General features: G+C 71.7%; 23 protein-coding genes. 13 read left to right on the top strand and 10 right to left on the bottom strand.

Annotated features, from left to right (window positions below; translation table 11 throughout):
• The first annotated feature begins 14 nt into the window (after window positions 1-14).
• The 4 genes from ACFY30_RS21835 (at window position 15) to ACFY30_RS21820 (ending at window position 3933) form a co-directional block, all read left to right on the top strand.
• Window positions 15-959, top strand: a complete 945-nt coding sequence (locus tag ACFY30_RS21835) for an RluA family pseudouridine synthase (RefSeq protein WP_390846821.1) — start codon at window positions 15-17, stop codon at window positions 957-959.
• Window positions 956-1432, top strand: a complete 477-nt coding sequence (locus ACFY30_RS21830) for a GNAT family N-acetyltransferase (protein ID WP_390846820.1) — start codon at window positions 956-958, stop codon at window positions 1430-1432. The genes ACFY30_RS21835 and ACFY30_RS21830 overlap by 4 nt, the downstream gene beginning before the upstream one ends.
• A gap of 95 nt (window positions 1433-1527) precedes the next feature.
• Entirely contained in the window at window positions 1528-3114 is a 1587-nt protein-coding gene (locus ACFY30_RS21825) for a Na+/H+ antiporter (protein WP_390846819.1), read from the top strand.
• 78 nt (window positions 3115-3192) lie between these two features.
• Window positions 3193-3933: an SDR family NAD(P)-dependent oxidoreductase gene (locus tag ACFY30_RS21820; protein ID WP_390846818.1), complete on the top strand. Its 741-nt coding sequence runs from the start codon at window positions 3193-3195 to the stop codon at window positions 3931-3933.
• Between the two features lie 12 nt (window positions 3934-3945).
• Here ACFY30_RS21820 and ACFY30_RS21815 read toward each other — a convergent pair whose 3' ends face one another.
• On the bottom strand, window positions 3946-5040 hold the full coding sequence (locus ACFY30_RS21815; RefSeq protein ID WP_390846817.1) for a mechanosensitive ion channel family protein: 1095 nt from the start codon (window positions 5038-5040) through the stop codon (window positions 3946-3948).
• 98 nt (window positions 5041-5138) lie between these two features.
• Between ACFY30_RS21815 and ACFY30_RS21810 the strand changes: the two genes are divergently transcribed.
• Complete coding sequence (locus tag ACFY30_RS21810; protein ID WP_390846816.1) at window positions 5139-5708, top strand: dienelactone hydrolase family protein; 570 nt, start codon at window positions 5139-5141, stop codon at window positions 5706-5708.
• A 5-nt stretch (window positions 5709-5713) separates the two neighbouring features.
• On the opposite strand, the gene ACFY30_RS21805 is transcribed toward ACFY30_RS21810, so the two are convergent.
• The 4 genes from ACFY30_RS21805 to ACFY30_RS21790 form a co-directional block, all read right to left on the bottom strand.
• Complete coding sequence (locus ACFY30_RS21805; protein WP_390846815.1) at window positions 5714-7396, bottom strand: alkaline phosphatase D family protein; 1683 nt, start codon at window positions 7394-7396, stop codon at window positions 5714-5716.
• An 81-nt stretch (window positions 7397-7477) separates the two neighbouring features.
• Complete coding sequence (locus ACFY30_RS21800) at window positions 7478-8290, bottom strand: DsbA family protein (RefSeq protein ID WP_390846814.1); 813 nt, start codon at window positions 8288-8290, stop codon at window positions 7478-7480.
• A gap of 118 nt (window positions 8291-8408) precedes the next feature.
• Window positions 8409-9110: a hypothetical protein gene (locus ACFY30_RS21795; RefSeq protein ID WP_390846813.1), complete on the bottom strand. Its 702-nt coding sequence runs from the start codon at window positions 9108-9110 to the stop codon at window positions 8409-8411.
• A gap of 81 nt (window positions 9111-9191) precedes the next feature.
• Window positions 9192-10517 carry a DUF2252 domain-containing protein gene (locus ACFY30_RS21790; RefSeq protein WP_390846853.1) on the bottom strand — a complete coding sequence of 442 codons (1326 nt, stop codon included), beginning with the start codon at window positions 10515-10517 and terminating at the stop codon, window positions 9192-9194.
• A gap of 203 nt (window positions 10518-10720) precedes the next feature.
• Between ACFY30_RS21790 and dnaE the strand changes: the two genes are divergently transcribed.
• On the top strand, window positions 10721-14260 hold the full coding sequence (gene dnaE, locus ACFY30_RS21785) for a DNA polymerase III subunit alpha (RefSeq protein WP_390846812.1): 3540 nt from the start codon (window positions 10721-10723) through the stop codon (window positions 14258-14260).
• A gap of 91 nt (window positions 14261-14351) precedes the next feature.
• Here the strand turns inward: dnaE and ACFY30_RS21780 are convergent, their stop codons facing one another.
• Window positions 14352-14516, bottom strand: a complete 165-nt coding sequence (locus ACFY30_RS21780) for a hypothetical protein (RefSeq protein ID WP_390846811.1) — start codon at window positions 14514-14516, stop codon at window positions 14352-14354.
• Between the two features lie 224 nt (window positions 14517-14740).
• Here ACFY30_RS21780 and ACFY30_RS21775 point away from each other — a divergent pair, with 224 nt between their 5' ends.
• From ACFY30_RS21775 to ACFY30_RS21760, 4 genes are all read left to right on the top strand, one after another.
• On the top strand, window positions 14741-15961 hold the full coding sequence (locus ACFY30_RS21775) for an NYN domain-containing protein (RefSeq protein ID WP_390846810.1): 1221 nt from the start codon (window positions 14741-14743) through the stop codon (window positions 15959-15961).
• A 118-nt stretch (window positions 15962-16079) separates the two neighbouring features.
• Complete coding sequence (locus ACFY30_RS21770; RefSeq protein ID WP_390846852.1) at window positions 16080-17054, top strand: ABC transporter ATP-binding protein; 975 nt, start codon at window positions 16080-16082, stop codon at window positions 17052-17054.
• A gap of 88 nt (window positions 17055-17142) precedes the next feature.
• A complete protein-coding gene (locus ACFY30_RS21765) occupies window positions 17143-17967 on the top strand; it encodes an ABC transporter permease (RefSeq protein ID WP_390846809.1) in 825 nt (274 codons plus the stop codon).
• 34 nt (window positions 17968-18001) lie between these two features.
• The gene (locus ACFY30_RS21760) at window positions 18002-18691 is read left to right on the top strand and encodes a DUF2567 domain-containing protein (protein ID WP_390846808.1); all 690 of its coding nucleotides are present in this window, start codon (window positions 18002-18004) and stop codon (window positions 18689-18691) included.
• 335 nt (window positions 18692-19026) lie between these two features.
• Here the strand turns inward: ACFY30_RS21760 and ybaK are convergent, their stop codons facing one another.
• The 4 genes from ybaK to ACFY30_RS21740 form a co-directional block, all read right to left on the bottom strand.
• Window positions 19027-19527, bottom strand: coding sequence for a Cys-tRNA(Pro) deacylase (gene ybaK, locus ACFY30_RS21755; protein ID WP_390846807.1), 501 nt, complete (start codon window positions 19525-19527; stop codon window positions 19027-19029).
• A gap of 31 nt (window positions 19528-19558) precedes the next feature.
• Window positions 19559-20299, bottom strand: coding sequence for an LON peptidase substrate-binding domain-containing protein (locus ACFY30_RS21750; protein WP_390846806.1), 741 nt, complete (start codon window positions 20297-20299; stop codon window positions 19559-19561).
• Window positions 20300-20310: 11 nt separating this feature from the next.
• A complete protein-coding gene (locus ACFY30_RS21745) occupies window positions 20311-21357 on the bottom strand; it encodes a hypothetical protein (protein WP_390846805.1) in 1047 nt (348 codons plus the stop codon).
• A gap of 117 nt (window positions 21358-21474) precedes the next feature.
• Window positions 21475-23052, bottom strand: a complete 1578-nt coding sequence (locus ACFY30_RS21740) for an oxidoreductase (protein WP_390846851.1) — start codon at window positions 23050-23052, stop codon at window positions 21475-21477.
• Window positions 23053-23230: 178 nt separating this feature from the next.
• Between ACFY30_RS21740 and hisD the strand changes: the two genes are divergently transcribed.
• From hisD to hisB, 3 genes are read left to right on the top strand one after another with little or no spacing between them, the layout of a single operon-like run.
• A complete protein-coding gene (hisD, locus tag ACFY30_RS21735) occupies window positions 23231-24556 on the top strand; it encodes a histidinol dehydrogenase (RefSeq protein WP_390846804.1) in 1326 nt (441 codons plus the stop codon).
• The gene (locus ACFY30_RS21730; protein WP_390846803.1) at window positions 24553-25662 is read left to right on the top strand and encodes a histidinol-phosphate transaminase; all 1110 of its coding nucleotides are present in this window, start codon (window positions 24553-24555) and stop codon (window positions 25660-25662) included. The genes hisD and ACFY30_RS21730 overlap by 4 nt, the downstream gene beginning before the upstream one ends.
• On the top strand, window positions 25659-26252 hold the full coding sequence (gene hisB / locus ACFY30_RS21725; RefSeq protein WP_133910108.1) for an imidazoleglycerol-phosphate dehydratase HisB: 594 nt from the start codon (window positions 25659-25661) through the stop codon (window positions 26250-26252). Before ACFY30_RS21730 ends, hisB begins: the two co-directional genes overlap by 4 nt.
• Window position 26253: the final 1 nt, after the last annotated feature.

The following is a 26253-nucleotide window of genomic DNA, read 5'->3' as shown; positions in this document are numbered from 1 at the left end:
GGCATACTCGTCGGGTGAGCACGATTCCCGAGATCCGTACCCTGCCCGTGCCGGACGGCCTGGAGGGCGAGCGCGTCGACGCCGCCATCTCCCGCATGTTCGGCTTCTCCCGCACGAAGGCCGCGGAGCTCGCCGCCGCGGGGAAGGTCTCGGTCGACGGCTCGGTGGTCGGCAAGTCGGAGCGGGTGCACGGCGGGGCCTGGCTCGAGGTCGAGATGCCGCAGGCGCCCGCGCCGGTGCAGATCGTCGCCGAGCCGGTCGAGGGCATGGAGATCGTGCATGACGACGACGACGTGGTCGTGATCGTCAAGCCGGTGGGCGTGGCCGCGCACCCGTCGCCCGGCTGGAGCGGTCCGACCGTCATCGGCGGGCTGGCCGCCGCCGGCTACCGGATCTCCACCTCCGGTGCCGCCGAGCGCCAGGGCATCGTGCACCGCCTCGACGTGGGCACCTCGGGCCTGATGGTGGTCGCCAAGTCGGAGCGCGCGTACACGTCGCTCAAGCGCCAGTTCAAGGAGCGCACGGTCGACAAGCGCTACCACACGCTCGTCCAGGGCCACCCGGACCCGACCAGCGGCACCATCGACGCGCCCATCGGCCGGCATCCGCAGCACGACTACAAGTGGGCGGTCACCGCCGACGGCAAGCCGTCCGTGACGCACTACGACCTGATCGAGGCCTTCCGCGCGGCCTCCCTGCTGGACGTGAAGCTGGAGACCGGCCGCACGCACCAGATCCGCGTCCACATGGCCGCCCACCGCCACCCCTGCGTCGGCGACCTCACCTACGGCGCCGACCCCACCCTCGCCAAGCGGCTGCGCCTGACCCGCCAGTGGCTGCACGCGGTACGGCTGGGCTTCGAGCACCCCGGCGACGGGCAGTGGGCGGAGTTCGCCAGCGACTACCCGGCCGACCTGCAGAAGGCCCTGGACCAGGTCCGCGAGGAGACCTACGGATGACCGGCACGCGCGGGTACGCGGTGCGCGTCGCCGAGGACCCCGCCGACCTGGAGGCGTGCTTCGCGGTGCGCAAGGAGGTCTTCGTCCGCGAACAGGGCGTCCCTGAGGACCTGGAGTACGACGAGCACGACGCCGGCGCGGTCCATGTGCTGGCGGTCCGGGAGGACGGCGTACCGCTCGGGACCGGGCGGCTGTTGTACGGCGAGGCGGCCGCGGCGCGGACCGGCGGCGACTTGGCGGTCGGATCGCTGGGGCGGCTGGCCGTCGTGCGTGAGGCGCGCGGGCTCGGCGTCGGGGCGGCGCTCGTGCGGGCCATCGAGGAGGCGGCGCACGCACGTGGGCTCACGGCCGTGGACCTGCACGCGCAGACCCGGGCACTGGGGTTCTACGAGCGGCTGGGCTACGAGGCGTACGGGCCGCAGGACATGGAGGCGGGGATCGCGCACCGGTCGATGCGCCGCTCCCTCCCGTAGTGCCGCCGGTGATGCGCGCGACGTGCCCGGCAGGGGCGCGTGCGACGCTGGAGATCTGGATGTACTTGATCGTCTAGACCTTCGGAGCGCTGACCGTGGATCAGCTGGCCCTTCTGTTCGTCCTGTTGCTCGGGGCCGTGGTGAGCGTCCCGGTCGGGGACCGGTTCGGACTGCCCGCGCCGGTGCTCATGACGTTGCTCGGCATCGTCCTCGCCGTGGCCGACTTCGTCCCCAACGTGAACGTCCCGCCGGACCTGATCCTGCCCCTGCTGCTGCCGCCCCTGCTGTACGCCGCCGTACGGCGGACCTCGTGGCGGCAGTTCACGGCCAACAAACGGCCCATCTTCCTGCTCGCCGTCGCGCTGGTGTTCGTCACGACCGTGTGCGTGGCCGTCGTCGCCCACGCGGTCGTGCCGGGGCTGCCGATCGCCGCGGCCGTGGCGCTGGGCGCCCTGGTCGCGCCGCCGGACCCGGTGGCGGCGACCGCCGTCGCAGGGCAGCTGGGGCTCCCCCGCCGGCTCGTCTCCATCCTGGAGGGCGAGGGGCTGTTCAACGACGTGACGGCCATCGTGCTGTACCACGTCGCGATCGCCGCTGCCGTGAGCGGCTCCTTCTCGCCGTGGCAGGCCGGCCTTGACCTCGTGCTGTCCGCCGTGGTGGCGGTGGCGGTGGGCGTGGCGCTCGGGTGGGGCGCGAACAGACTGCTGGACATGCTCGGGGACACGACCCTGCAGATCGGGCTGACGCTCCTGGTGCCCTACGCCTCGTACGTGCTGGCGGAGGAGTTCCACGGGTCGGGGGTGCTGGCCGTCCTGACCACCGCGCTGTTCCTCGCCGAGTACGCCACCGACCCCGACGACGTGCTGACCCGGCTGGCCGGCCACACCTTCTGGGACATCATCGACACGCTCGTCACGGGCGTCGCGTTCGGGCTGATCGGCCTGGAACTGCACATCGCGATCCGGACGGCGTCCGGGCGGTGGGGGGAGATGCTCGGCTGGGCGGCGGTGATCGTGGCCGTGGTCGTCGTCGTGCGGCTGCTGTGGCTGATGCCGGCGACCTGGCTGACGAAGCGGCTGCACGCCCGGCGGGACCACGACGAGGACATCCCGATGACCTGGCGGGAGACCGTCGTCATGTGGTGGTCGGGGATGCGCGGGGTCGCGTCGGTCGCGTTGGCGCTGGCCGTGCCGCTCGAGACCGACGAGGGATCGCCGTTCCCCGACCGGAACGAGATCATCTTCATCGCGTTCGGTGTGATCATGGCGACGCTGATCCTGCAGGGGCTGACCCTGCCGTGGCTGGTGAAACGGCTCGACGTGCAGTCCGACACCGACCGCGAGAAGGAGTTCGAGAAGGAGCTGGCGGTGCGGGCGGCGAAGGCGGCCAAGCGCAGGCTGCGGGAGATCGAGGCGGCCGAGGACCTGCCGGAGGAACTGTCCGAGCAGATGCTGCGGCGGGCCCTCGACATCGGCGTGCGGATCAGTCCGGACGTGGGGGAGGACGAGCGGCGTGAGGGGCACGAGCAGCGGGTGCGGCGGCTGAAGCGGGTGCGGCGGATCCAGGGCGAGATGCTGAGCGCGGCGCGGCACGAGGTGGTGGCGGCGCGCAGTGAGCCGGGCGCGGATCCGGAGATCGTGGACCGGGTGCTGCGGCATCTGGACGTGCGCAGCCTGCGGTGATCGCCGGCTGGCCGGAAAGCGTCGTCGCCCGCCGTGGTGTTCGGCGTCGGCGGCCTCCCGTCCATAGGATCGGTTCCCATGGCACGCAACGTCGTCATCAGTGGTGGTGGTACGGGAATCGGGCTCGCCGCGGCGCACGCCTTCGCCGCGGACGGGGACCGGGTCCTCCTGCTCGGGCGGCGGGCGGAGGTGCTGGAGAAGGCCGGGGTCGACGGAGCCCTGACCCGTGCCGCCGACCTCGGTGAGCCCGAGGACGTCAGGGGTGTCGCCCGGTTCGTCGCGGCGGAGTTCGGGACCGTCGACGTGCTCGTCCACAGTGCCGGCGGGACCGGACAGCTCGAACCCGCCGCCGGGAGCGAGGATCCGCTCGACCGGGTCGCGCACCTGTGGACCGTGAACTTCCGGATCAACACCCTCTCCGCCGCCCTGCTCACCGAGGCCCTCAAGGACCGGCTCGCCTCCCCGGGCGGACGGGTGCTGTTCGTCAGCTCGATCGCCGCCTACCGGGGGTCCGGCAGCGGGGCGTACGGCGGGGCCAAGGCCGCGCTGCATCCGTACGCCCGTGATCTCGCGCGGGAGCTGGGGCCGCGCGGGATCACGGCGAACGTCGTCGCGCCCGGCTATGTCGAGGACACCGGGTTCTTCGGGGAGGCCATCGACCCCGCCCGGCGTGAGCGGCTCATCGGCGAGACCTTCACCGGACGGGCCGGCACGCCGGGGGACGTCGCGGCCACCCTGCACTGGCTCGCCTCGCCCGCCGCCGGACACATCACCTCGCAGGTGATCCAGGTGAACGGCGGCGCCGAGCGCGGCAACTGAGCCCGCCGGGGGTCACATGCGGTGCACGGCCCCGTCCCGGTCCCGCGAGGAGGCCTGGCCGGGGAGCCGGCCCGGCGGCAGGGTGGCGTCCGCCGTGTTGACGCGCGGGAGCGCGTACGGATGTTCCTTGGCCAGCCAGCGGACCATCTGCTCGCGGACCGCGACCCGGACCGTCCAGATGTCGTCGGCGTCCTTCGCCGTGACCAGGGCCCGCACCTGCATGGTGTTCGGGGTGGTGTCCGTGACGTCCAGGCCGCAGGCGCGGCCGTCCCAGGCCGGGCACTCGCGCAGGATGTCGCGCAGCTTCTCGCGCATCGCGTCCACCGGCGCGGTGTGGTCGACGTGCCAGTAGACGATGCCGGTCATCTGCGGTGTGCCGCGCGACCAGTTCTCGAACGGCTTCGAGGTGAAGTACGACACCGGCATGGTGATCCGGCGCTCGTCCCACGTCCGCACCGTCAGGAAGGTCAGCGTGATCTCCTCGACGGTGCCCCACTCGCCGTCCACCACGACCGTGTCGCCGATGCGCACCATGTCGCCGAAGGCGATCTGCAGCCCGGCGAACATGTTGCTGAGGGTCGACTGGGCGGCCACACCGGCGACGATGCCGAGGATGCCGGCCGAGGCCAGCAGCGAGGCACCCGCCGCCCGCATCGCCGGGAACGTCAGCAGCATCGCCGCCACCGCCACCACTCCGACGACGGCCGACACCACCCGCATGATCAGCGACACCTGGGTGCGGACCCGCCGCACCCGGGCCGGGTCGCGGTGCACGCGCGCGTAGCGGGAGTACGACGTCTCGACGATCGCCGCCGCGATGCGGATCACCAGCCAGGCGGCCGAGCCGATCAGCACCAGGGTGAGCACCTGGCCGATCCCGGTGCGGTGGTCCTCCAGCAGCTGCGCCTCGTCGTACGACCCTCTCAGCATCGCCGCGCACAGCACCAGCTGATACGGAATGCGGCCACGGCGCAGCAGACCCCACAGCGGGGTCTCCGGATGCCGTCGGTCGGCCTTGGACAGCAGACGGTCGGTGGCCCAGCCGATGAGTACTCCCAGTACGACCGAACCGCCGACCACGATCACAGGTCGGAGCAGGTTCTCCATGCCTTCGAACGTAACCGGGTCGGCGGGACCTTGAACATGCGGTTTCTGTGAGGAGGCGCACTCACAGGGTTGTCGGTGCAGGCTGGCACCATGGGCGCATGAACATCATGCTCTTTCACTCGACCTACGGACTGCGTCCCGCGGTGCGCGCGGCGGCCGACCGGCTGCGCGCGGCCGGCCACGAGGTGTGGACGCCGGACCTCTTCGAGGGGCGTACGTTCGGGACGGCCGAGGAAGGCATGGCCCACAAGGAGGAGATCGGCAAGGACGAGCTGCTGAGGAGAGCCGTCCTGGCCGCCGCGCCCTACTCGGAGAGAGGACTCGTGTACGCCGGTTTCTCGCTGGGCGCGTCGATCGCGCAGACCCTCGCCCTCGGCGACGAGAAGGCGCGCGGCCTGCTCCTCCTGCACGGCACCTCGGACCTCGCGCCCAACGTCTCGGTGGACGGGCTGCCGGTCCAGCTGCACGTGGCCGAGCCGGATCCGTTCGAGACCGACGACTGGCTGAGCGCCTGGTACCTGCAGATGGGCAGAGCGGGCGCCGACGTGGAGATCTACCGGTACGCGGGCGCCGGGCACCTGTACACCGACCCCGGCCTGCCGGACTACGACGCGGAGGCCGCCGAGGCCACCTGGCGGGTGGCACTCGGCTTCCTCGAGTCGCTCTAGCCGGCTCAGACCGGGTCGTACGTCCGCTCCACCTTCTGCGTACCGCTGCGTGTGCGGTACGAACGCCACCAGGAGGAGGTGGCGGTGGCGCTGGTGCGGTCGGACAGGACGTAGTAGTCCATCTGCGCGCGGTCGGCGGTGATGTCCAGGACGCCGTAGCCGTGACGGTCGGTGTCGACGAAGTGGACGTGCCGGTTGGCCGCCTTGATGATCGGCGCGGCGATCGCGGTGAGGGTGCCCTCGGGGACCTTCACGATGTCGTCGAGGTTGTCGGAGGTCACCGAGGTGACCACGAACTCCGTGGCGGCCGAGGCCGACAGGGGGTAGGTCCCGGCGTCCACGGGCACGTCGTTGGCCCACGCCATGTGGATGTCACCGGTCAGGAAGACGGTGTTGCCGATGGCGTTGGAGCGCAGGTGGGCCAGGAGTTCGCGGCGGTCGTCGGTGTAGCCGTCCCACTGGTCGGTGTTGAGGGCCAGGCCCTCCTGGGGCAGGCCGAGCAGCTTCGCGAGCGGCTTGAGCAGGTCCGCGGAGAGGGAGCCGATGGCGAACGGCGAGATCATCACGGAGTTGCCGACCAGCCGCCAGGTGGTGTCGGACGCCTTCAGACCGGCCTTCAGCCAGTCGAGCTGGGCGCGGCCGGTGAGCGTGCGGTCCGGGTCGTCGACCGAGCCGTTGCCGACCTTGACCTGCTGTGAGCGGAAGGAGCGCAGGTCGAGCAGGGACAGGTCGGCCAGCTTGCCGAAGCGCAGCCGGCGGTAGGTGGTGCCGGCGATCGCCGGGCGGACCGGCATCCACTCGAAGTAGGCCTGTTTGGCGGCCGCCTGACGGGCCGTCCAGGTGCCCTCGGTGCCCTCGGTGTGGTTCTCGGCGCCGCCCGACCAGGTGTCGTTGGCGAACTCGTGGTCGTCCCAGATCGCGACGACCGGCGCCTTCGCGTGCAGGGCCTGCAGATCGGGATCCGTCTTGTACTTGCCGTGCCGGGTGCGGTAGTCGGCGAGCGTGAGGATCTCGTGCGTGGGCGAGGTCGGGCGGACGACGGTCCCGCGGGCTCCGTACTCGCCGGTGCCGTACTCGTAGATGTAGTCGCCGAGGTGCAGCCAGGCGTCCAGGTCGCCGCGGGCCGCGAGATGGCGGTACGAGGAGAAGTAGCCGGCCTCCCAGTTGGCGCAGGAGACCACGCCGAAGCGCAGGTTCGCCACCGGGGCGCCCGCCGCCGGCGCGGTGCGGGTGCGCGCCACCGGGGAGTCCGTGCCGCCGGCCGAGAAGCGGAACCAGTAGTCGGTGGCCGGCTCCAGGCCGCGGATGTCGGCCTTCACGGTGTGGTCGGAGGCGGCCGTCGCGGTGGTGGAGCCCTTGGCGACGACGTTCGTCAGCGCCTTGTCCCTGGCCACGGTCCAGCTGACCTCGATGTCCGGCCCGAGCCCCGAGCCCGGCACCGCCTCGGCGGAGGGCGTCACCCGGGTCCACAGCAGGACGCCGTCGGGCAGCGGGTCGCCGGAGGCGAGACCGTGCAGGAAGGACGGAGTGTCCGAGGCGGCGCGGGCCGGCAGGGCGGCGGCGAGCGGGCCGGCCAGCACAGCAGTGGCCGCCGCGGCCTTGACGACCGTACGGCGGCGCGGAGACAGCGGGTTGGGGCGCTCTGACGAGGTGTCGGCGCTCTCGGAGGATCTGAGTCGACTGGTCACGGACGATGAGATTACTGACCGGTACGACAAAAGAGCGGGCGAACGTGTAAATGTTCGCCCGCTCTTTGACCGAGCGTCGGATCAGGCCTTCAGGGCCGCCTCGATCGCCGTGTTGAAGTCGGCGACGGTCATCGGCGCGTTCTTCCCGTCGGAGCCGGTGAGCGTCTTGCCGTCCATCTTCAGGGTCGGGGTTCCCGAGACGCCGCTCTTGTCGAAGGTCTTGGACATCTCCAGTGCCCACCGGTCATAGGTGCCGTTCTTCACGGCGTCCTGGAACTCGGTGTTGTCCTTCAGCTCCGGGACGGTGTTCGCCACCTTGATCAGGTAGGAGTCGTCCTTGAACTTGTCCTCGCTCTCCTCGGGGTGGTACTTCGCCGAGTACATGGCGGTCTTGTACTCGAGGAACGCCTCGGGGCTGACGTTCAGCGCGGCACCCAGGGCGCTCAGCGCGTTCTTGGAGCCCTCGCCGGTCAGACTGCGGTCGAGGAAGGTGGCGCCGACGTACTGGAGCTTGAACTTGCCGTCGTCGTAGTCCTTCTTCACCGTCGCGCCGACGGTCTGCTCGAACTGGGCGCAGACCGGGCAGCGCGCGTCCTCGTACATCACGAGGGTCTTCTTGGCGCTGTCCTTGCCGAGGACGACCGTCGTGCCGTTCTTGCCGCTGGTGTTGGCCGGCTTGACCAGCTTGGCGGTCTTGGCCTCCTCCCAGTAGCCCGGCTTGTTGGCCTGGACGACGGCGTAACCTATGCCGCCGGCCGCGGCCAGCACGCCGACGGCCGAAGCCGCCACGATGAGCTGCCGCCTGGCCTTCGCCCGCTTGGCCTGCTTCTCGCGCTCGATGCGCAGCCGCTCCCGGGCCGCCGTCTTCGCCGCCTGGCTGTTCCGCTTGCTCATGTCGGTGTTCTCCATCAGGGACGCGCACAGATCGTGCGCGGATACGTGTGAGGGACTGCTCGTGCTCGGTGAGGTGCGCGGGCGAGGCCGCGCGAAGGGTGTCTCCGGGCCGTGCCGCTCAGGCGGCGAGGGCGAGGTCGGCCGGGCGCGGTGGTCCGCGCCGGCCCACGGAGTGCACGAGGAGCAGGTCCCGGGCGGTGGCCGTGCGGTGCGCGGGCCGCGGCAGGCGGCGGGCCGCCGGGGCGCGTCGTACGGTCACGGCGGCGACCGCCAGCAGCAGCGGCCGGAAGGTGGTCGCGGCGGTCGCCCGCAGCAGCTGGGCCAGCGCCCGCTCGCCCCGGCGCAGCCAGGCGGCCGCGATCAGGCCGACGGTGACGTGCGCGCCGAGCAGCAGCCAGGCGGTGGCCGGGTCGGCGTGGGCGAGGAGCCCGCCGAGCCGTTCGGGATCGGTGCCGGTGACCTGGGCCAGAGGGGCGCCGACGCGGGTGCCGTCGCCGCACAGGACGTCCCAGCCGACCGAGGCCAGCGGGCCTGCCACCGGACCGCCCGCGCGGCCGTAGCAGACGTGCTGGCCCGTGGTGAAGACGGTGTCGGCCGCCAGCTCCAGCGGGATCAGCAGGGCGGCGATCCGCCCGAAGCCGCACTCGCGGCCCGCGAGGGCGTACGCGAGGACGAACACGGCGGCCGCGACGGCGGCCACCGTGTTGAACGGCAGCGGGGCCCGGGACAGCAGGACGTGCGACGCGGTGCTGAGCGTCACGACGACCGCCGTGAACAGCGCCGCGCGTACGGCTCTGAGTCGGGTCCCGGATATGTCCATGGCGGAGGAAGTCTGTCACGCACTCCCGTAAGAGACCCCTAAAGGGGCCCTGTGAGAAGGCGGACTGTTAGCGAGCCGTTGTCACAGACCGGGGATCCGGCCGTTGCGGAACAGGTCGACGAAGACCTGGTGGTCCGCACGCGCGCGTGCGCCGTAGCTGTGTGCGAAGTCCACCAGGAGAGGGGAGAAGCCCTCCTCGTCGGCCGCGATCGCCGCGTCGATGGCCCGCTCGGTGGAGAACGGCACCAGGGACTCGCCGGAGGTGTCGTCCGCCGCCGCGTGCATCGTCGCCGTGGCGCGGCCCAGGTCGGCGACGACGCCCGCGATCTCCTCCGGGTCGTCGATGTCGCCCCAGTCCAGGTCCACGGCGTACGGCGAGACCTCGGCGACCAGCTGGCCCGCGCCGTCCAGCTCGGTCCAGCCCAGCCACGGGTCGGCGTGCTGCTGGAGGGCGCGCTGGGAGATCACCGTGCGGTGGCCCTCGTGCTGGAAGTAGCCGCGGATCGCCGGGTCGGTGATGTGACGGGAGACGGCCGGGGTCTGGGCCTGCTTGATGTAGATCACGACATCGTTCTCCAGGGCGTCGGTGTGGCCCTCCAGGAGGATGTTGTACGAGGGCAGCCCGGCCGAGCCGATGCCGATGCCGCGGCGGCCGACGACGTCCTTGACGCGGTAGGAGTCGGGGCGGGACAGGGACGCCTCCGGCAGGGTCTCCAGGTAGCCGTCGAAGGCCGCGAGCACCTTGTAGCGGGTGGCCGCGTCCAGCTCGATGGAGCCGCCGCCCGGCGCGAAGCGGCGCTCGAAGTCGCGGATCTCCGTCATGGAGTCCAGGAGACCGAAGCGGGTCAGCGAACGGGCGTCGCGCAGCGCGTCCAGGAGCGGGCCTTGGGCGGTGTCCAGGGTGAACGGCGGTACCTCGTCGCTCTTGGCGCCGGAGGCCAGCGCGCGGATGCGCTCGCGGTACGCGCCCGCGTACACCTGCACCAGCTCGGTGATCTGGTCGTCGCTGAGCGCCTTCGCGTAGCCGATGAGGGCGATCGAGGCGGAGAGGCGCTTGAGGTCCCAGGTGAAGGGGCCGACGTACGCCTCGTCGAAGTCGTTGACGTTGAAGATCAGCCGGCCGGTGGCGTCCATGTACGTGCCGAAGTTCTCCGCGTGCAGGTCGCCGTGGATCCACACGCGCGAGGTGCGCTCGTCGAGGTAGGGGCCTCCCAGCTTCTCCCCGTCCAGGTCGTGGTAGAAGAGCGCCGCCGTGCCCCGGTAGAAGGCGAACGCCGAGGCCGCCATCTTGCGGAACTTCACACGGAACGCGGCCGGGTCGGCGGCCAGGAGCTCGCCGAACGCGGTGTCGAAGACGGCGAGGATCTCCTCGCCGCGGTGCTCGTCGTTGAGCTGCGGGACCGACATCGCGGGTGCCTCCTGGTGCATGACGTGTACGACAGCGTTTCTGTCGTCTCCAACGGGCGGAGCCGCGCGGAAGTGCCCGCGGACCCCGGTGTGAAGGTACGCGGGGAAGCGGTCCGAGTGTCAGTGGCGAGGCATAGACTTCGACGCTGACCCCCGGACTGTCCCCCAGCCCGTCGTCGAGTGTTTCCCTTGGAGGCCACGCCGTGTCAAAGCCGCCGTTCACGCACCTGCACGTCCACACCCAGTACTCGCTGCTGGACGGTGCCGCGCGGCTGAAGGACATGTTCAACGCGTGCAACGAGATGGGCATGACCCACATCGCCATGTCCGACCACGGCAACCTCCACGGGGCGTACGACTTCTACCACTCCGCGAAGAAGGCCGGAATCACCCCGATCATCGGGATCGAGGCGTATGTCGCTCCCGAGTCGCGGCGCAACAAGCGCAAGATCCAGTGGGGCCAGCCGCACCAGAAGCGCGACGACGTCTCCGGTTCCGGTGGCTACACCCACAAGACGATCTGGGCGGCGAACGCGACCGGCCTGCACAACCTCTTCCGGCTCTCCTCGGACGCGTACGCCGAGGGCTGGCTGCAGAAGTGGCCCCGCATGGACAAGGAGACCATCGCCAAGTGGTCCGAGGGGCTCATCGCCTCCACCGGCTGCCCCTCCGGCGAGCTCCAGACCCGGCTGCGCCTCGGCCAGTACGACGAGGCACTGAAGGCGGCCGCCGACTACCAGGACATCTTCGGCAAGGACCGCTACTTCCTGGAGCTGATGGACCACGGCATCGACATCGAGCACCGGGTCCGCGACGGCCTCCTGGAGATCGGCAAGAAGCTCGGCATCCCGCCGCTGGTGACGAACGACTCGCACTACACGTACGCGCACGAGGCGACCGCGCACGACGCCCTGCTGTGCATCCAGACCGGCAAGAACCTCTCCGACCCGGACCGCTTCAAGTTCGACGGGACCGGCTACTACCTGAAGTCCACGGAGGAGATGTACGCCATCGACTCCTCGGACGCCTGGCAGGAGGGCTGCGCCAACACGCTGCTGGTGGCCGAGCAGATCGACACCACCGGGATGTTCGAGAAGCGCGACCTCATGCCCCGGTTCGACATCCCGGAGGGCTACACCGAGGTCAGCTGGTTCCGCGAGGAGACCATGCGCGGCATGCACCGCCGCTTCCCCGACGGCATCCCGGACGACCGTATGAAGCAGGTCGAGTACGAGATGGACACCATCATCTCGATGGGCTTCCCGGGCTACTTCCTCGTCGTCGCCGACTTCATCATGTGGGCCAAGAAGCAGGGCATCGCGGTCGGCCCCGGCCGAGGCTCCGCGGCCGGTTCGATCGTCGCGTACGCCCTCGGCATCACCGACCTCGACCCCATCCCGCACGGTCTGATCTTCGAGCGGTTCCTCAACCCCGAGCGCATCTCGATGCCCGATGTCGACATCGACTTCGACGAGCGTCGGCGCGTCGAGGTGATCCGGTACGTGACCGAGAAGTACGGCGCCGACAAGGTCGCCATGATCGGCACGTACGGCACCATCAAGGCCAAGAACGCGATCAAGGACTCCGCGCGCGTGCTGGGCTACCCGTACGCGATGGGCGACCGCATCACCAAGGCCATGCCCGCCGACGTCCTCGGCAAGGGCATCCCGCTCTCCGGCATCACCGACCCCGCCCACCCCCGCTACTCGGAGGCGGGCGAGGTCCGCTCGATGTACGAGAACGAGCCGGACGTGAAGAAGGTCATCGACACCGCGCGCGGTGTGGAGGGCCTGGTCCGGCAGATGGGTGTGCACGCCGCCGGCGTGATCATGTCCAGCGAGACCATCACCGAGCACGTCCCGGTCTGGGTGAGGCACACCGACGGCGTGACCATCACCCAGTGGGACTACCCGAGCTGTGAGTCGCTCGGCCTGCTGAAGATGGACTTCCTGGGCCTGCGCAACCTCACGATCATGGACGACGCCGTCAAGATGGTGAAGGCCAACAAGGGGATCGACATCGACCTCCTGGGCCTCCCGCTGGACGACCCCACGACCTTCGAACTGCTCCAGCGCGGCGACACCCTCGGCGTGTTCCAGTTCGACGGCGGCCCCATGCGATCGCTGCTGCGGCTGATGAAGCCCGACAACTTCGAAGACATCTCCGCCGTGTCGGCCCTGTACCGCCCGGGCCCGATGGGCATGAACTCCCACACGAACTACGCCCTCCGCAAGAACGGCCAGCAGGAGATCACCCCGATCCACCCCGAGCTGGAGGCACCGCTCAAGGAGGTCCTGGACGTCACCTACGGCCTGATCGTCTACCAGGAGCAGGTGCAGAAGGCCGCCCAGATCATCGCCGGCTACTCGCTCGGCGAGGCCGACATCCTCCGCCGCGTGATGGGCAAGAAGAAGCCCGACGAGCTGGCGAAGAACTTCACCATCTTCCAGTCCGGCGCCCAGAAGAACGGCTACAGCGACGAGGCCATCCAGGCCCTGTGGGACGTGCTGGTCCCGTTCGCCGGCTACGCCTTCAACAAGGCCCACTCGGCCGCGTACGGACTGGTCTCGTACTGGACCGCGTACCTGAAGGCGAACTACCCCGCCGAGTACATGGCCGCGCTGCTGACGTCCGTCAAGGACGACAAGGACAAGTCGGCGATCTACCTCAACGAGTGCCGTCGCATGGGCATCCGGGTGCTCCCGCCGAACGTCAACGAGTCCGAGGCCAACTTCGCCGCCCAGGGCGACGACGTGATCCTCTTCGGCCTGTCCGCGGTCCGCAACGTCGGCACCAACGTCGTCGAGTCGATCATCAAGTGCCGCAAGGCCAAGGGGAAGTACGCCTCCTTCCCCGACTACCTCGACAAGGTCGAGGCCGTGGTCTGCAACAAGCGGACGACGGAGTCCCTGATCAAGGCCGGCGCCTTCGACTCCATGGGCCACACCCGCAAGGGCCTCACCGCGCAGTTCGAGCCGATGATCGACAACGTGGTGGCGGTCAAGCGCAAGGAGGCCGAGGGGCAGTTCGACCTCTTCGGCGGGATGGGCGAGGAGCAGACGAGCGAGCCCGGCTTCGGACTCGACGTGGTCTTCACGGACGAGGAGTGGGAGAAGACCTATCTGCTCGCCCAGGAGCGGGAGATGCTCGGTCTGTACGTCTCCGACCACCCGCTCTTCGGTCTGGAGCACGTGCTGTCCGACAAGGCGGACGCGGGCATCGCCCAGCTCACCGGAGGCGAGCACGCCGACGGCGCGGTGGTGACCATCGGCGGCATCATCTCGGGTCTGCAGCGCAAGATGACCAAACAGGGCAACGCCTGGGCGATCGCCACCGTGGAGGACCTCGCCGGCTCCATCGAGTGCATGTTCTTCCCGGCGACCTACCAGCTGGTGTCGACCCAACTCGTCGAGGACGCCGTGGTCTTCGTCAAGGGCCGCCTCGACAAGCGCGAGGACGTGCCCCGTCTGGTCGCGATGGAGCTGATGGTCCCCGACCTGTCCACCGCGGGCACCAACGCGCCGGTGGTCCTCACCATCCCGGCCACCCGGGTCACCCCCCCGATGGTCAGCCGGCTCAACGAGATCCTGACCCACCACAAGGGTGACAGCGAGGTCCGGATCAAGCTCCAGGGGCCGACCAGGACGACCGTTCTGCGCCTGGACCGGCACCGGGTCAAGCCCGATCCTGCGCTGTTCGGCGACCTCAAGGTGCTGCTCGGGCCGTCCTGCCTGGCGGGCTGACGAGGACCCGCGGTGGTCCACGCGAGGGGCGCGTCCGGATCCGGACGCGCCCCTCGGTGTGCCTGGGCTGCAACAGCCCGCCGCGCGGATGTCAGTTGTGACCGAAGCGCTTCTGCCGGCCCTTGCGGGCGACGTCCGCGGGAGTCACCTGCGCGATCTGCTGCTCGCCCTGCTCCTGCATCGAGGAGTGCTGCGCCTGCTGCGGACCACGCTCGGACTGCGGCTGCTTACGATCCTGCTTCTTGTTCTTGGCCATGGTGATCTGCCTCCTGTGGGGGATCTAGGGGCCAGGGCCGCGACCAGATTCACATAGGCTGACTTACGACGCATTTCGGATAATTACCGTCCGTGACAGGGATTCTCGGAGCGGATCGCCCCGAAACGCCACGCCGAAGATCGAGTTCGGGCCGTTAACCCCCGCACGGTCGGGCAGACTCGAAGGAAGCCCGAAGCAAACCTCCAGGGAAGAGGGTGAGTCGCGTGGACCGCTGCATCGTCCTGGTGGACGCCGGGTATCTGCTGGGGGCCGCCGCCAGCCTTCTCGCCGGAGAGCCCTCGCGATCCCGGATCACCGTCGACCACTCCGCCCTCGTCCAGGGCCTGCGCGAACAGGCCGAGTCCGACACCGAACGGCCGCTGCTGCGCATCTACTGGTTCGACGGCGCCCCCGACCGCGTGCCCCAGCCCGAGCACCGCAGGCTGCGGGTCATGCCCCGGGTCACCGTCCGGCTGGGCGCCCTGACCCGCAGCGACGGACGGTGGGCCCAGAAGGGCGTCGACGCCGCGATGCACGCCGAGCTGACCGAGCTGGCCCGCAACCGCGCCTGCTCCGACGTCGTGCTCGTCACCGGCGACGGCGATCTGCTGCCCGGCATGATGGCCGCCAAGGAGCACGGCGTCGCCGTCCATCTGTGGGCCGTCCAGGCCGCCGACGGCGACTACAACCAGTCCGAGGACCTGGTCGCGGAGGCCGACGAGCGGCGCGTCCTGGATCGTACGTGGATCACCAAGGCCGTACGCGCCAAGGAGCTCGGCGGGGTGTGCGCGCCGCCGCCCGCGCCCCGGCCCGAGATCGCCGCGATCCTCTCCGCGCCGCTGCCCGACGCCGGCCTCGCCCCCGCCGCCGAGCGCCCCTCCGAGGAGCCCGAGCACACCACCGCGGCCTCCGACGACCGGGACGGCACGCAGGAGCGCGTCCCCGCGCCCAAAGGGGTCCCCACCCCCAAGGACCTGGCGGCCCTGCGCGCGCCCGGCACCCACCCGGTCCAGCACCCCGCCACCGCGACCCTGCGCTGGTCCTCCGACCGGGGCTGGGTCGACCGGCCCGGTGTCGTCGCCGAGCCCCCCGAGGCCGCCTCCATGCCGACGCTGGCGCAGCTGACCACGGCGGAGCAGCGGTGGGCGGACCGGGAGGAGGACATCACCACCGTCGGCGGCGACCCGTACGAGGTGGGGCAGGTCTTCGCCCGCCGGTGGATGGGGCGGCTCGGCGACCAGAGCCATCTGCAGAAGCTGTCCGGCATGTACCCGCGGATCCCGCACCGCATCGACGGCGAGCTGCTCCGGTACGCGGCCCGCTTCGGACTGCTCGCGCACAAGGACGACCAGATCGACGAGCACGACCGCTACGCCATCCGGGCGGGCTTCTGGCGCGAGGTCGACGTCCGGACCGCCGCCGAGCACGCGCCCGCGGGGGACTGACGGGGGCCGAACCGGGCACTCGGGGCGCCCCCGACGGCGACCGGGCCGCCCCGACCCCGTAGTCTCGTCCCTTGTGAGTACGCGCGCGGCATCGGCCATCCGGCACGAGGACCAGGTCGTGTGCGCCGTGCGCGGACTGACCAAGACCTACCCGGCGGTACGAGGCCGGCGCGGCACCCCGGCGACCCCCGAGGTACGCGCCACCGACGCCGTGGAACTGGACATCCGGCGCGGTGAGATCTTCGGGCTGCTCGGCCCGAACGGGGCCGGCAAGTCCACCCTCGTACGGCAGCTCACCGGGCTGATGCGGCCCGACGCGGGCAGTGTGGAGATCCTCGGGCACGACATCGTGCGCCACCCCGAGCGGGCCGCGCGCATCCTCGCCTACCTCGGCCAGGAGTCCACCGCCCTCGACGAGCTCACCGTCTCCCTGGCCGCCGAGACCACCGGACGGCTGCGCGGCCTCGACGTACACCGGGCCCGGCGGGAGCGGGACGCCGTCCTCGACGAGCTGGGGCTCACCCCGATCGCCGGGCGGCCGCTGCGCAAGCTGTCCGGCGGACAGCGGAGACTGGCGTGCTTCGCGTCCGCCCTGGTGGGGGAACGGCCGTTGCTGGTGCTGGACGAGCCGACCACCGGGATGGACCCCGTCGCGCGGCGGGCGGTGTGGAGCGCCGTCGACCGGCGCAGGGCCGAACGGGGCACGACCGTGCTCCTGGTCACCCACAACGTCATCGAGGCCGAGACCGTGCTCGACCGGGTCGCCGTCCTCGACAAGGGCCGGGTCATCGCCTGCGACACGCCCGCCGGGCTCAAGGAGCAGGTGGCCGGCGAGGTGCGGGTCGAGCTGGTGTGGCGGGAGCGGGCGCCGCTGGACGTGCCCGAGGTCGCCGCGCTGCGGGAGCGCGCCGTGGAGTCCGGGCGCCGCTGGACGCTGCGGCTGGCCCCCGACGAGGCCCGCGCGATCGTCGCCACCGTCACCGGCGGGGCCGCCTTCGCCGCCCTGGACGACTTCACCCTCGCCACGCCCAGCCTGGAGGACGTGTACCTGGCGCTGGGCGGGGCCGCGCGGCAGGGGCTGGTGAGGGCGTGAGCGCGGGGAGGCCCGGGGCCGTATCAGACGGTGCCCTCGTGTCCGTATGGGACGCTGTGAGAGCCGTAGGGAAGAGGAGCAGCGCCACGTGAGTGTCGTACCCGCCGAGGTTCTGCCGGGCAGCACCCGGGCCGTCACCGAGACCGTCCGGGTTGCCGCCGCCGAGCTGGCGCCCCGTGCGCGGCTGTGGCCGTCGCTCGTGGCCGTGTACCGGGCGCAGCTGTCCCGGGCGCGGGTGGCGCGGATCCCGCTGCTGTTCGTGGCGACCTTCCAGTCGGTCGGCATCCTGATCATGATGCGGGGCGTCGTGGACGGCGGCAGCGAGGCGGAGTCGGTCGTGGCCGGCTCGGCGGTGCTCGTCGTCGCGTTCGTCGCGCTCAATCTGCTGGCGCAGTACTTCGGGCAGCTGCGGGCGAGCGGCGGCCTCGACCACTACGCGACGCTGCCGGTGCCGCCCGCCGCCGTGGTGCTGGGGGCGGCGGGGGCCTACGCCTCCTTCACCGTGCCCGGAACGCTGGTGACGGCGGTGTTCGGGTGCGTGCTGTTCGGACTGCCGCTGACGCATCTGTGGGTGCTCGCGGCCGTCATCCCGCTGGCGGGTGCCGCGCTCTCCGGGCTCGGCGCGGCCTTCGGGCTGCTCGCGCCGCGGCCGGAGCTGGCCACCGTGCTCGGGCAGCTCGGGATGTCGGCGGCGCTGCTGCTGGGGGTGCTGCCGCCGGACCGGATGCCGGAGGCGGTGCGGTTCGCGCGGGATCTGCTGCCCTCGACGTACGGGGTCGAGGCGTTCGCGCGGACGTTCGGACCGGATCCCGACTGGGCGTTCGTGCTCGGGGACCTCGCCGTGTGCGCCGGTGTGGGCGTCGTTTCGCTGGCCGCCGCCACCTGGGCCTACCGCCGGGCCGCCGTCCGGTGACGCGCCGCACAGGCGGGCCTGGCACGATGTCAGGGTGACCGCACCGCTGACTCCGCCTCCGCCGCCGCACGAACCGTCTCCGCAGGGTGCCTGGCCGCCCTCGCCGGGCGGGTACGCGGGGGTGGCGGCCGCCGCGCCGCACGACGCCGTGTACGGACAGGACGGGCCTGGCATGAAGACCGAGTTGCGGGAAGCCGCCGTGGTCACGGTGGTGGTGACGCTGGCCGGGGCTCTGCTCGGGTTGCTGTGGAAGTGGCTCGCGCCGTCGGTGCCGCTGGTCGGTGACGTGGTGAGCGGGCAGTGGGTCGTCTACCTCAAGGACACCGAGGGGGAGCAGGCGATCGGGGTGGACGGGACCTTCACTCTGCTGGCGCTGGCGTTCGGGGCCGTGAGCGCGGGGGCGGTGTTCGCCTGGCGGCGGCGCGGCGGTGTGCCGCTGGTGGTGGCGCTGATGGTCGGCGGGCTGCTGGGGTCGGTGCTGGGGTGGCGGCTCGGGGTGTGGCTCGGGCCCGGCTCGGACGTGATCGCGCAGGCCAAGGCCGCGGGCAAGGGGGTGACCTTCTCCGCGCCGCTGAAGCTCGGGGCCAAGGGGGCGTTGCTGGCCTGGTCGCTGGCCGCGCTGCTGGTCCATCTGGGGCTCACGGCGTTGTTCGGCCCCCGGGACCCCGAGCACGTGCCGCAGGGGCCGGTCCCCAAGGATTCCTACGGGGCGCCGCTCACCTGAGGGCCTGTCGCGAGAGGCCCGTCCGCCCGGCGACGCCTGGCACGCACTCCCGCAGCGGGGGGACCTCCATCCGCTTTGCCGGGATCGTCCCCGGTACGCCCTTGATCAGGACGGCGCTCCGCCTTGCGCTCGCACGGACCGGACGCCGCCGGGCCCGCCCTTCGGGCGGACGACGCTGCGAAACACGTCCTGGCGGCGGGGTGCCGCCCGCCCCCGGCCTGACGGCGTAGGCGGGGTGCCGCCTGCCCCGGCCTGACGGCGTCTCGTCCTCGCCCGCCCGACGGGACGGGTGCTTCGGCCGGCGCCCGCGGTGTGCCGCGGGTCGCCCGGCGGACTCAGCCGCGGCCGATCGGCGCCAGGACCGCCTCCGCCAGTTCGGCCAGGGCGGTGGGGGAGAGCTCCACCTCCAGGCCCCGGCGGCCTGCCGAGACGCAGATCGTGGGGTGGGCCGTGGCCGAGTCGTCGAGGACCGTGGGGAGTTTCCTGCGCTGGCCGAGGGGAGAGATGCCGCCGCGGACGTAGCCCGTGGCGCGCTCGGCCAGGGTGGGGTCGGCCATGGCCGCTCGCTTGCCGCCCACCGCCGAGGCCAGGGCCTTGAGGTCCAGGGTGCCCGCGACCGGGACGACGGCCACGGTGAGGGTGCCGTCCACGTCCGCGACCAGGGTCTTGAAGACGCGGTCGGGCGAGACGCCCATCGCCTCGGCGGCCTCCTCGCCGTAGGACGGGTGGCCCGGGTCGTGGTCGTAGGAGTGGAGCGTGAAGTCCACGCCGGCCGAGGCCAGGGCCACCGTGGCGGGGGTGCCGCCGGACTGCTGCTTCTTCGGCTTCTTCGCCATGCTTCGTGAGCGCCTTCAGGTGGTCGGGACGTCAGTTGAGACTCGTCGGCCCGTGCGTCAGCTCCGACGCGGGCAGCGAGGGCAGGCTGCGGATGATCGCGGTCTCCGAGCGCAGGAGCTTCAGCTCGTCCCGGAGGCGGGAGGCCGTGTCGGGGGCTTGCAGGAGGCGCTGCTTGGCCGGGGTGTCCAGCATCATCGCCGCCGCCACCAGGTACGAGACCACGGACGGGTCGTCGGGCAGGTCCGCGCCCGTCGCCAGGGAGCGTTCCCGGGCGCCCGCCAGGCGCTTCTGGTACTGGCGGAAGGCCCGCAGGACGCCCTCCGCCAGCGCTCCCGCCCCGTCGCCCGGCTCCTCCGGGAGTTCCTCCAGCTCCGCCGTGAGGAAGGGGCCCGAGGCGTCCACGGAGAGGAGGCGTACGCGGGTCGTGCCGGTGGCCAGGACCTCGAAGGTCCCGTCGGCGCGTTCGCGGATCGTGGCCGCGTCGGCGACGCAGCCGGTGCCGTGGAACGCCTTGAGGGCGTCCTCGCCGAAGCCGGCCGCCGGGCCGCGCTCGGGCAGCGCCGTCTGGTCGGGCAGGCCCGGGGCGCTGGGCGCGACCTCGTGGCCGTCGCGGATGGCGACGACGGCGAAACGGCGCGGTTCGTCCTCGGGTGTCTTGAGCAGATCGCGCATCATGGCGCGATAGCGCTCCTCGAAGACGTTCAGCGGAAGCACGAGCCCCGGGAACAGCACCGTGTTCAGGGGGAAGAGCGGCAGACGGACGGTGGTCACGGCGCAGAAGCCTAGTGGTCGTCCGGGTGCGCTCGGTCGCCGTGACCATTTCGTGGATGCCACGGGCCCGTCACGGGCCTCCCCGCGCGCACGTCCTCGCGCACCGCGAGGAAGTGGCCGAGCGGGTCGTCGGACAGCCGGTCCCAGGGGAAGGACGTGGCGTACGGGCCGATCAGGCGCAGCTGGACGAGGGCGTCGTCGAGCCGGCCGAGGCGGACGAGGACGTACGCCAGCAGGTTGCGGATCTCGGCCGGCCACGGGTCCAGGGACGGGAAGCGCGCGGAGAGGGCGACGGCACGGTCGGCCGCCGCGTCCAGCCGTTCGCGCGGGACGTCCGGGCCGCAGCCGTCGGTGAGGTAGGCGAAGGCCGCCCGGGCGGGGAGAGCCTGGACCAGTGAGTCCGCCGGGGCGTCCTGTGCCGCCCGGTCGGCGAAGTCGAAGCACTCGCGGTGCGAGCCGTGCCAGGACTCGGCGAGGTAGCGCTTGGCGGCCACATGGCAGCCGTAGTGGTGCGGGGCGCGGCGCACGGCTGCCGTCCACAGCTCGCCGAGGTACTTGTGCCCGGCCCGGGTGCCGCGCGCGTGGTCCAGGGCGATGCGCCACGGCACGGGGTCGCGGTGGTCGGCCTGCGCGGCCGCGGTGATCAGCGGGCTCACCTCGCGCAGCAGCTCCGCCCGGGCAGGTGAGCGCCAGGCGCGTTCCACCGCGAGCTGGGCGGAGAGCAGCAGCACGTCCGGGTCGCGCGGAGCGGCCGCGCGCCACTCCGCGAACCACTCGTCGCGCGAGCGGGCGAAGGAGGCGAGCCGGGTCACGTACCGGTCGCGGTACTCCCACTCGGCTCGCTCCCGGGTGCGGGACAGCAGCTCGGCGGCCGGCGCGTAGGCACCCCGGCCCGCCGCGACCAACGCGGGTCCGAGCCGGTCGTCGGGCACGTCGAGAAGCACCTCGTCGTCGGCGGGGAGCCCGGCGCCGGGGTGGTGGGGGGCGGCGGTCCGGGCCGGCCGGGAGATCCGGGAGGCGCGGATGAAGGGGGGCAGCAGAGCCATCGTGCGGCCCATTGAAAAGGCGCAGGTCGGGTTGCGCCAGAGGGAGCGGGCAACCTCGGGAAAGTTGTACGCCGTCAGGTCAAGGAAACGTAAAAGGTGACATCTGTTCAGTGCTCACGGTCCAGGGCCTCACCCCCGCCGCAGCAGCCGTGTCGCCCCAGCCGCCACCGTCGTCGCCAGGATCCAGCCGAGCAGGATCAGGGCCGTCGACAGCCACTGCCAGCCGCCGGTGAGCTGCCACTGGCCCACCTGGCCCAGGTCGATCACCGGCAGCAGCAGGTCGAGGGTGAACAGGGCCGGGTTCCAGGGCGGGTGCCCGTCGCGGTCGACGGGGGGATGCGGGGCGTTGGCGAAGGCCAGGGAGCTCGCCGCCCACAGCACCGCCATCCACACCGCCGCCCGGCCCGGCCGGTACCCGTAGGCGACCGTCAAGTCCTGCACATAGCCCCAGAGCTTGGCGGCGGGCGGCAGCGTCTCCCGGCGGCGGCGCTGCTTGGCGAGCAGCACCTCGCGGGCGTCCTCGTCCTCGCCGCCCGCCCGCAGCACCGTCGCCAGCCGCTCGTACGGCTCCGGGGCGTACTCCGCGGTCGCGGCGGCCACCCACTCCAGCCGCGCGGCCAGCGGGAACGGGCCCTGCGGCACCAGATTCTCGTACGCGAAACCGCCCATGTGCAGATTGCCGGGGCCCGGCCAGGCGCTCGCCCGGTCCACCAGGTTGATCACCCGGGCGCCGGACAGCACCACCTTCCCGCGCTGCGGCCTCTCCCCGAGGAACCGCAGCTCGGGCGTCTGGACCCGGCGCAGCGACAGCTCCTGCTCCTCCGTGAAGGAGAACCGCGCCTGCTCCAGGTCCACGGCGTCCCCGAACCGCCCGTCGTCCAGGCGCACCCCGCCCCGGCACTCGAACCGCTGGACCCGCGTCCCGCGCGCGGGCGTCGTCCCGCTCAGCGCCTGGCCGCCCACCCCGGCGGGCGTCAGGTACAGGGAGCGCTCCACGGTCAGCTGGGGCGCGTTCAGCGCGAACCGGGTGTACGGGTTGGTCAGCCGGGCCCCGCGCAGGCTCAGCGACACGCCGATCTGGGCGCTGCGCAGCCTCAGCTCGCCGTGCGACTCCAGCAACTCCGCCTGGAGGTCCTGGCCGACGCTCAGCCCGTCGGCGGAGACCGAGCGGCCGGTGCGGTCGCGGTAGACGATCGCCTGGTTGAGCAGCAGGTCGGTGCCGATGTGCGCGTCGGTGAGCCGGACGCCGTTGTGGAAGCGGCAGCGGGGGAGATGCAGATCGCCCTCGGTGTGCAGCCGGGCCGCCTCCAGCCGCGGCACCGAGCAGTCCACCATGCGCAGGGTCGCGAACCGCGCCTCCGGCAGCAGGACGTCCTGCTCGAACCGGCAGCGCTGCAGTTCCACGTACGGCACCACGGTGCCGCCCGCCAGGTCCAGGCTGCCGTTGATCTGCACGCCGACCAGCTTGAGGCAGGACACCCGGCCGGCCAGCGCGGGCGGCCCGTCGAGGAGCAGCCAGGCGACGATCCGGGCCCGCACGGTCCGCGCCGCGCCCCACGGATGACCGCCGTGCGGGTCGTCGACGACCGAGTCCCCGCTGCTCAGGTCGTACACGCTGCCGTTGCGGAAGGCCTGCCACATGCCGGCCTCGGCGGCGGTCAGGTCATCGGGAATGTCCCCCGTGTCGATTCCGTCCCCTTCGGTCACCATCTGCCCGCCCCCTTTCCCCGCTTCCCTCGCCCACCGGCTCCGCCGAGCCGTTCATGCCCCTGTGTGACCCCACGGAAGCAAGACGTGAAGGTGATCTTCCGGGTTCCGGCCACGTTCTGTATCAGCCACTGATACGCGCGGACGGTGCCGGATGCCGGTCTGAGAGAATTGGGCTGTGATCTCTCGAATCGATCTGCGCGGCGACGCCCTTCCCGAGGGCCCCGCCCTGCGTGACCTGCTGCCCCGAGCCGACTTCGACGTTCAGGCCGCCCTGGAGAAGGTGCGACCGATCTGCGAGGCCGTGCATCATCGGGGCGACGCGGCGCTGATCGACTTCGCCGAGAAGTTCGACGGAGTACGGCTGGAATCCGTCCGCGTCCCCGCGCAGGCCCTCGCCGACGCCCTGGAGCGGCTCGACCCGGCCGTGCGCGCGGCCCTGGAGGAGTCCATCCGGCGGGCCCGTCTCGTCCATCGCGCGCAGCGGCGTACGACGCACACGACCCAGGTCGTGCCGGGCGGCTCGGTGACCGAGAAGTGGGTGCCGGTCGAGCGGGTCGGGCTGTACGCGCCGGGCGGCCGGTCGGTCTACCCCTCCTCCGTGGTCATGAACGTCGTCCCGGCCCAGGAGGCCGGCGTCGAGTCCGTCGCGCTCGCCTCGCCCGCGCAGGCCGAGTTCGACGGCCTGCCGCACCCCACGATCCTCGCCGCGTGCGCCCTGCTCGGCGTCGACGAGGTGTACGCGGCGGGCGGCGCCACCGCCGTCGCGATGTTCGCGTACGGCACCGAGTCCTGCGCCCCCGCCAACATGGTCACCGGCCCCGGCAACATCTGGGTCGCCGCCGCCAAGCGCTACTTCACCGGCAAGATCGGCATCGACGCCGAGGCCGGCCCGACCGAGATCGCGGTCCTCGCCGACAGCACGGCCGACCCGGTGCACGTGGCCTCCGACCTGATCAGCCAGGCCGAGCACGACCCGCTGGCCGCCGCCGTCCTGGTCACCGACTCCGTCGAACTCGCCGACGCGGTCGAGAAGGAGCTGGAACCGCAGATCGCCGCCACGAAGCACATCGACGACCGGATCGTCCCGGCCCTCAAGGGCCGGCAGTCCGCGATCGTGCTCGTCGACGGCATCGAGGAGGGCCTGCGGGTGGTCGACGCCTACGGTGCGGAGCACCTGGAGATCCAGACGGCCGACGCCGCCGCGGTGGCCGACCGGGTGAAGAACGCGGGCGCGGTCTTCATCGGCCCCTGGGCGCCGGTCTCGCTCGGCGACTACGCGGCCGGGTCCAACCACGTGCTGCCCACCGGCGGCTGCGCCTGCCACTCCTCGGGCCTGTCCGTCCAGTCCTTCCTGCGCGGCATCCACATCGTCGACTACACGAAGGACGCGCTGGCCGAGGTCGCGCACCACGTGGTGACGCTGGCGGAGGCGGAGGACCTGCCCGCGCACGGCGCGGCGATCAAGGCAAGGTTCGGGTGGAAGGTACCGACGAGCAAGTGAACCCCGGAATCGACGATCTTCCCGTACGGGACGAGCTGCGCGGCAAGTCCCCTTACGGCGCTCCCCAGTTGGACGTCCCCGTACGGCTGAACACCAACGAGAACCCCTACCCGCTGCCCGACGCCCTGGTCGAGCGGATCGCGGAGCGGGTGCGCGGGGCGGCCCGCGACCTCAACCGCTACCCGGACCGGGACGCCGTGGAGCTGCGCACCCGGCTGGCCGCGTACCTGACCGACACCTGCGGGTACGAGGTCGGCCCGGCCAACGTGTGGGCCGCCAACGGCTCCAACGAGGTCATCCAGCAGCTGCTGCAGACCTTCGGCGGCCCGGGACGTACGGCGATCGGCTTCGAGCCGTCGTACTCGATGCACGGACTCATCGCGCGCGGCACGGGCACCGGATGGATCTCCGGCCCGCGCAACGAGGACTTCACCATCGACGTGGCGGCGGCCGAGAAGGCCATCGCCGCGCACCGACCGGACGTCGTCTTCATCACCACCCCCAACAACCCCACCGGCACCGCCGTGCCCGCCGAGACGGTCCTCGCGCTGTACGAGGCCGCGCAGGCCGCCAAGCCGTCGATGGTGGTCGTCGACGAGGCCTACGTCGAGTTCAGCCACGGCGACTCGCTGCTGCCGCTGCTCGAAGGGCGGCCGCATCTCGTCGTCTCGCGGACGATGTCGAAGGCCTTCGGCGCCGCCGGACTGCGCCTCGGCTACCTCGCCGCGCACCCGGCCGTCGTGGACGCCGTACAGCTGGTCCGGCTGCCGTACCACCTCTCGGCCGTCACCCAGGCGACCGCGCTGGCCGCCCTGGAGCACACCGGGACGCTGCTGAAGTACGTCGAGCAGCTGAAGTCGGAGCGCGACCGGCTCGTGACCGAACTGCTCGCGATCGGCTACGAGGTCACGGCGTCCGACGCCAACTTCGTGCAGTTCGGCCGGTTCGCCGACGCCCACGAGGTCTGGCAGCAGATCCTCGACCGGGGCGTCCTGGTCCGGGACAACGGCGTGCCGGGCTGGCTGCGGGTGACCGCCGGAACCCCGGAAGAGAACGACGCGTTCCTCGACGCGGTCCGTGAGTTGAAGAAGGAGCAGAGCGCATGAGCCGCGTAGGACGTATAGAGCGGACGACGAAGGAGACCTCGGTCCTCGTCGAGATCAACCTCGACGGCACCGGCAAGGTCGACGTGTCGACCGGCGTCGGCTTCTACGACCACATGCTCGACCAGCTCGGCCGGCACGGTCTGTTCGACCTGACCGTGAAGACCGACGGCGATCTGCACATCGACTCGCACCACACCATCGAGGACACCGCCCTCGCCCTCGGCGCCGCCTTCAAGCAGGCCCTCGGCGACAAGGTGGGCATCTACCGCTTCGGCAACTGCACGGTCCCGCTGGACGAGTCACTCGCCCAGGTCACCGTCGACCTGTCCGGCCGCCCCTACCTCGTGCACACCGAGCCCGAGAACATGGCGCCGATGATCGGCGAGTACGACACGACGATGACCCGGCACATCCTGGAGTCCTTCGTCGCCCAGGCCCAGATCGCGCTGCACGTGCACGTGCCCTACGGACGCAACGCGCACCACATCGTGGAGTGCCAGTTCAAGGCGCTGGCCCGGGCCCTGCGCTACGCCTCCGAGCGCGACCCGCGCGCGGCCGGCATCCTCCCCTCCACGAAGGGCGCGCTGTAAC

Origin of the sequence: Streptomyces sp. NPDC000345 (genome assembly GCF_042898825.1) — a bacterium.
Taxonomy (GTDB): domain Bacteria; phylum Actinomycetota; class Actinomycetes; order Streptomycetales; family Streptomycetaceae; genus Streptomyces.
The sequence above is the reverse complement of the archived record's forward strand: the minus strand, read 5'-3'. Positions and strand labels throughout refer to the sequence as shown.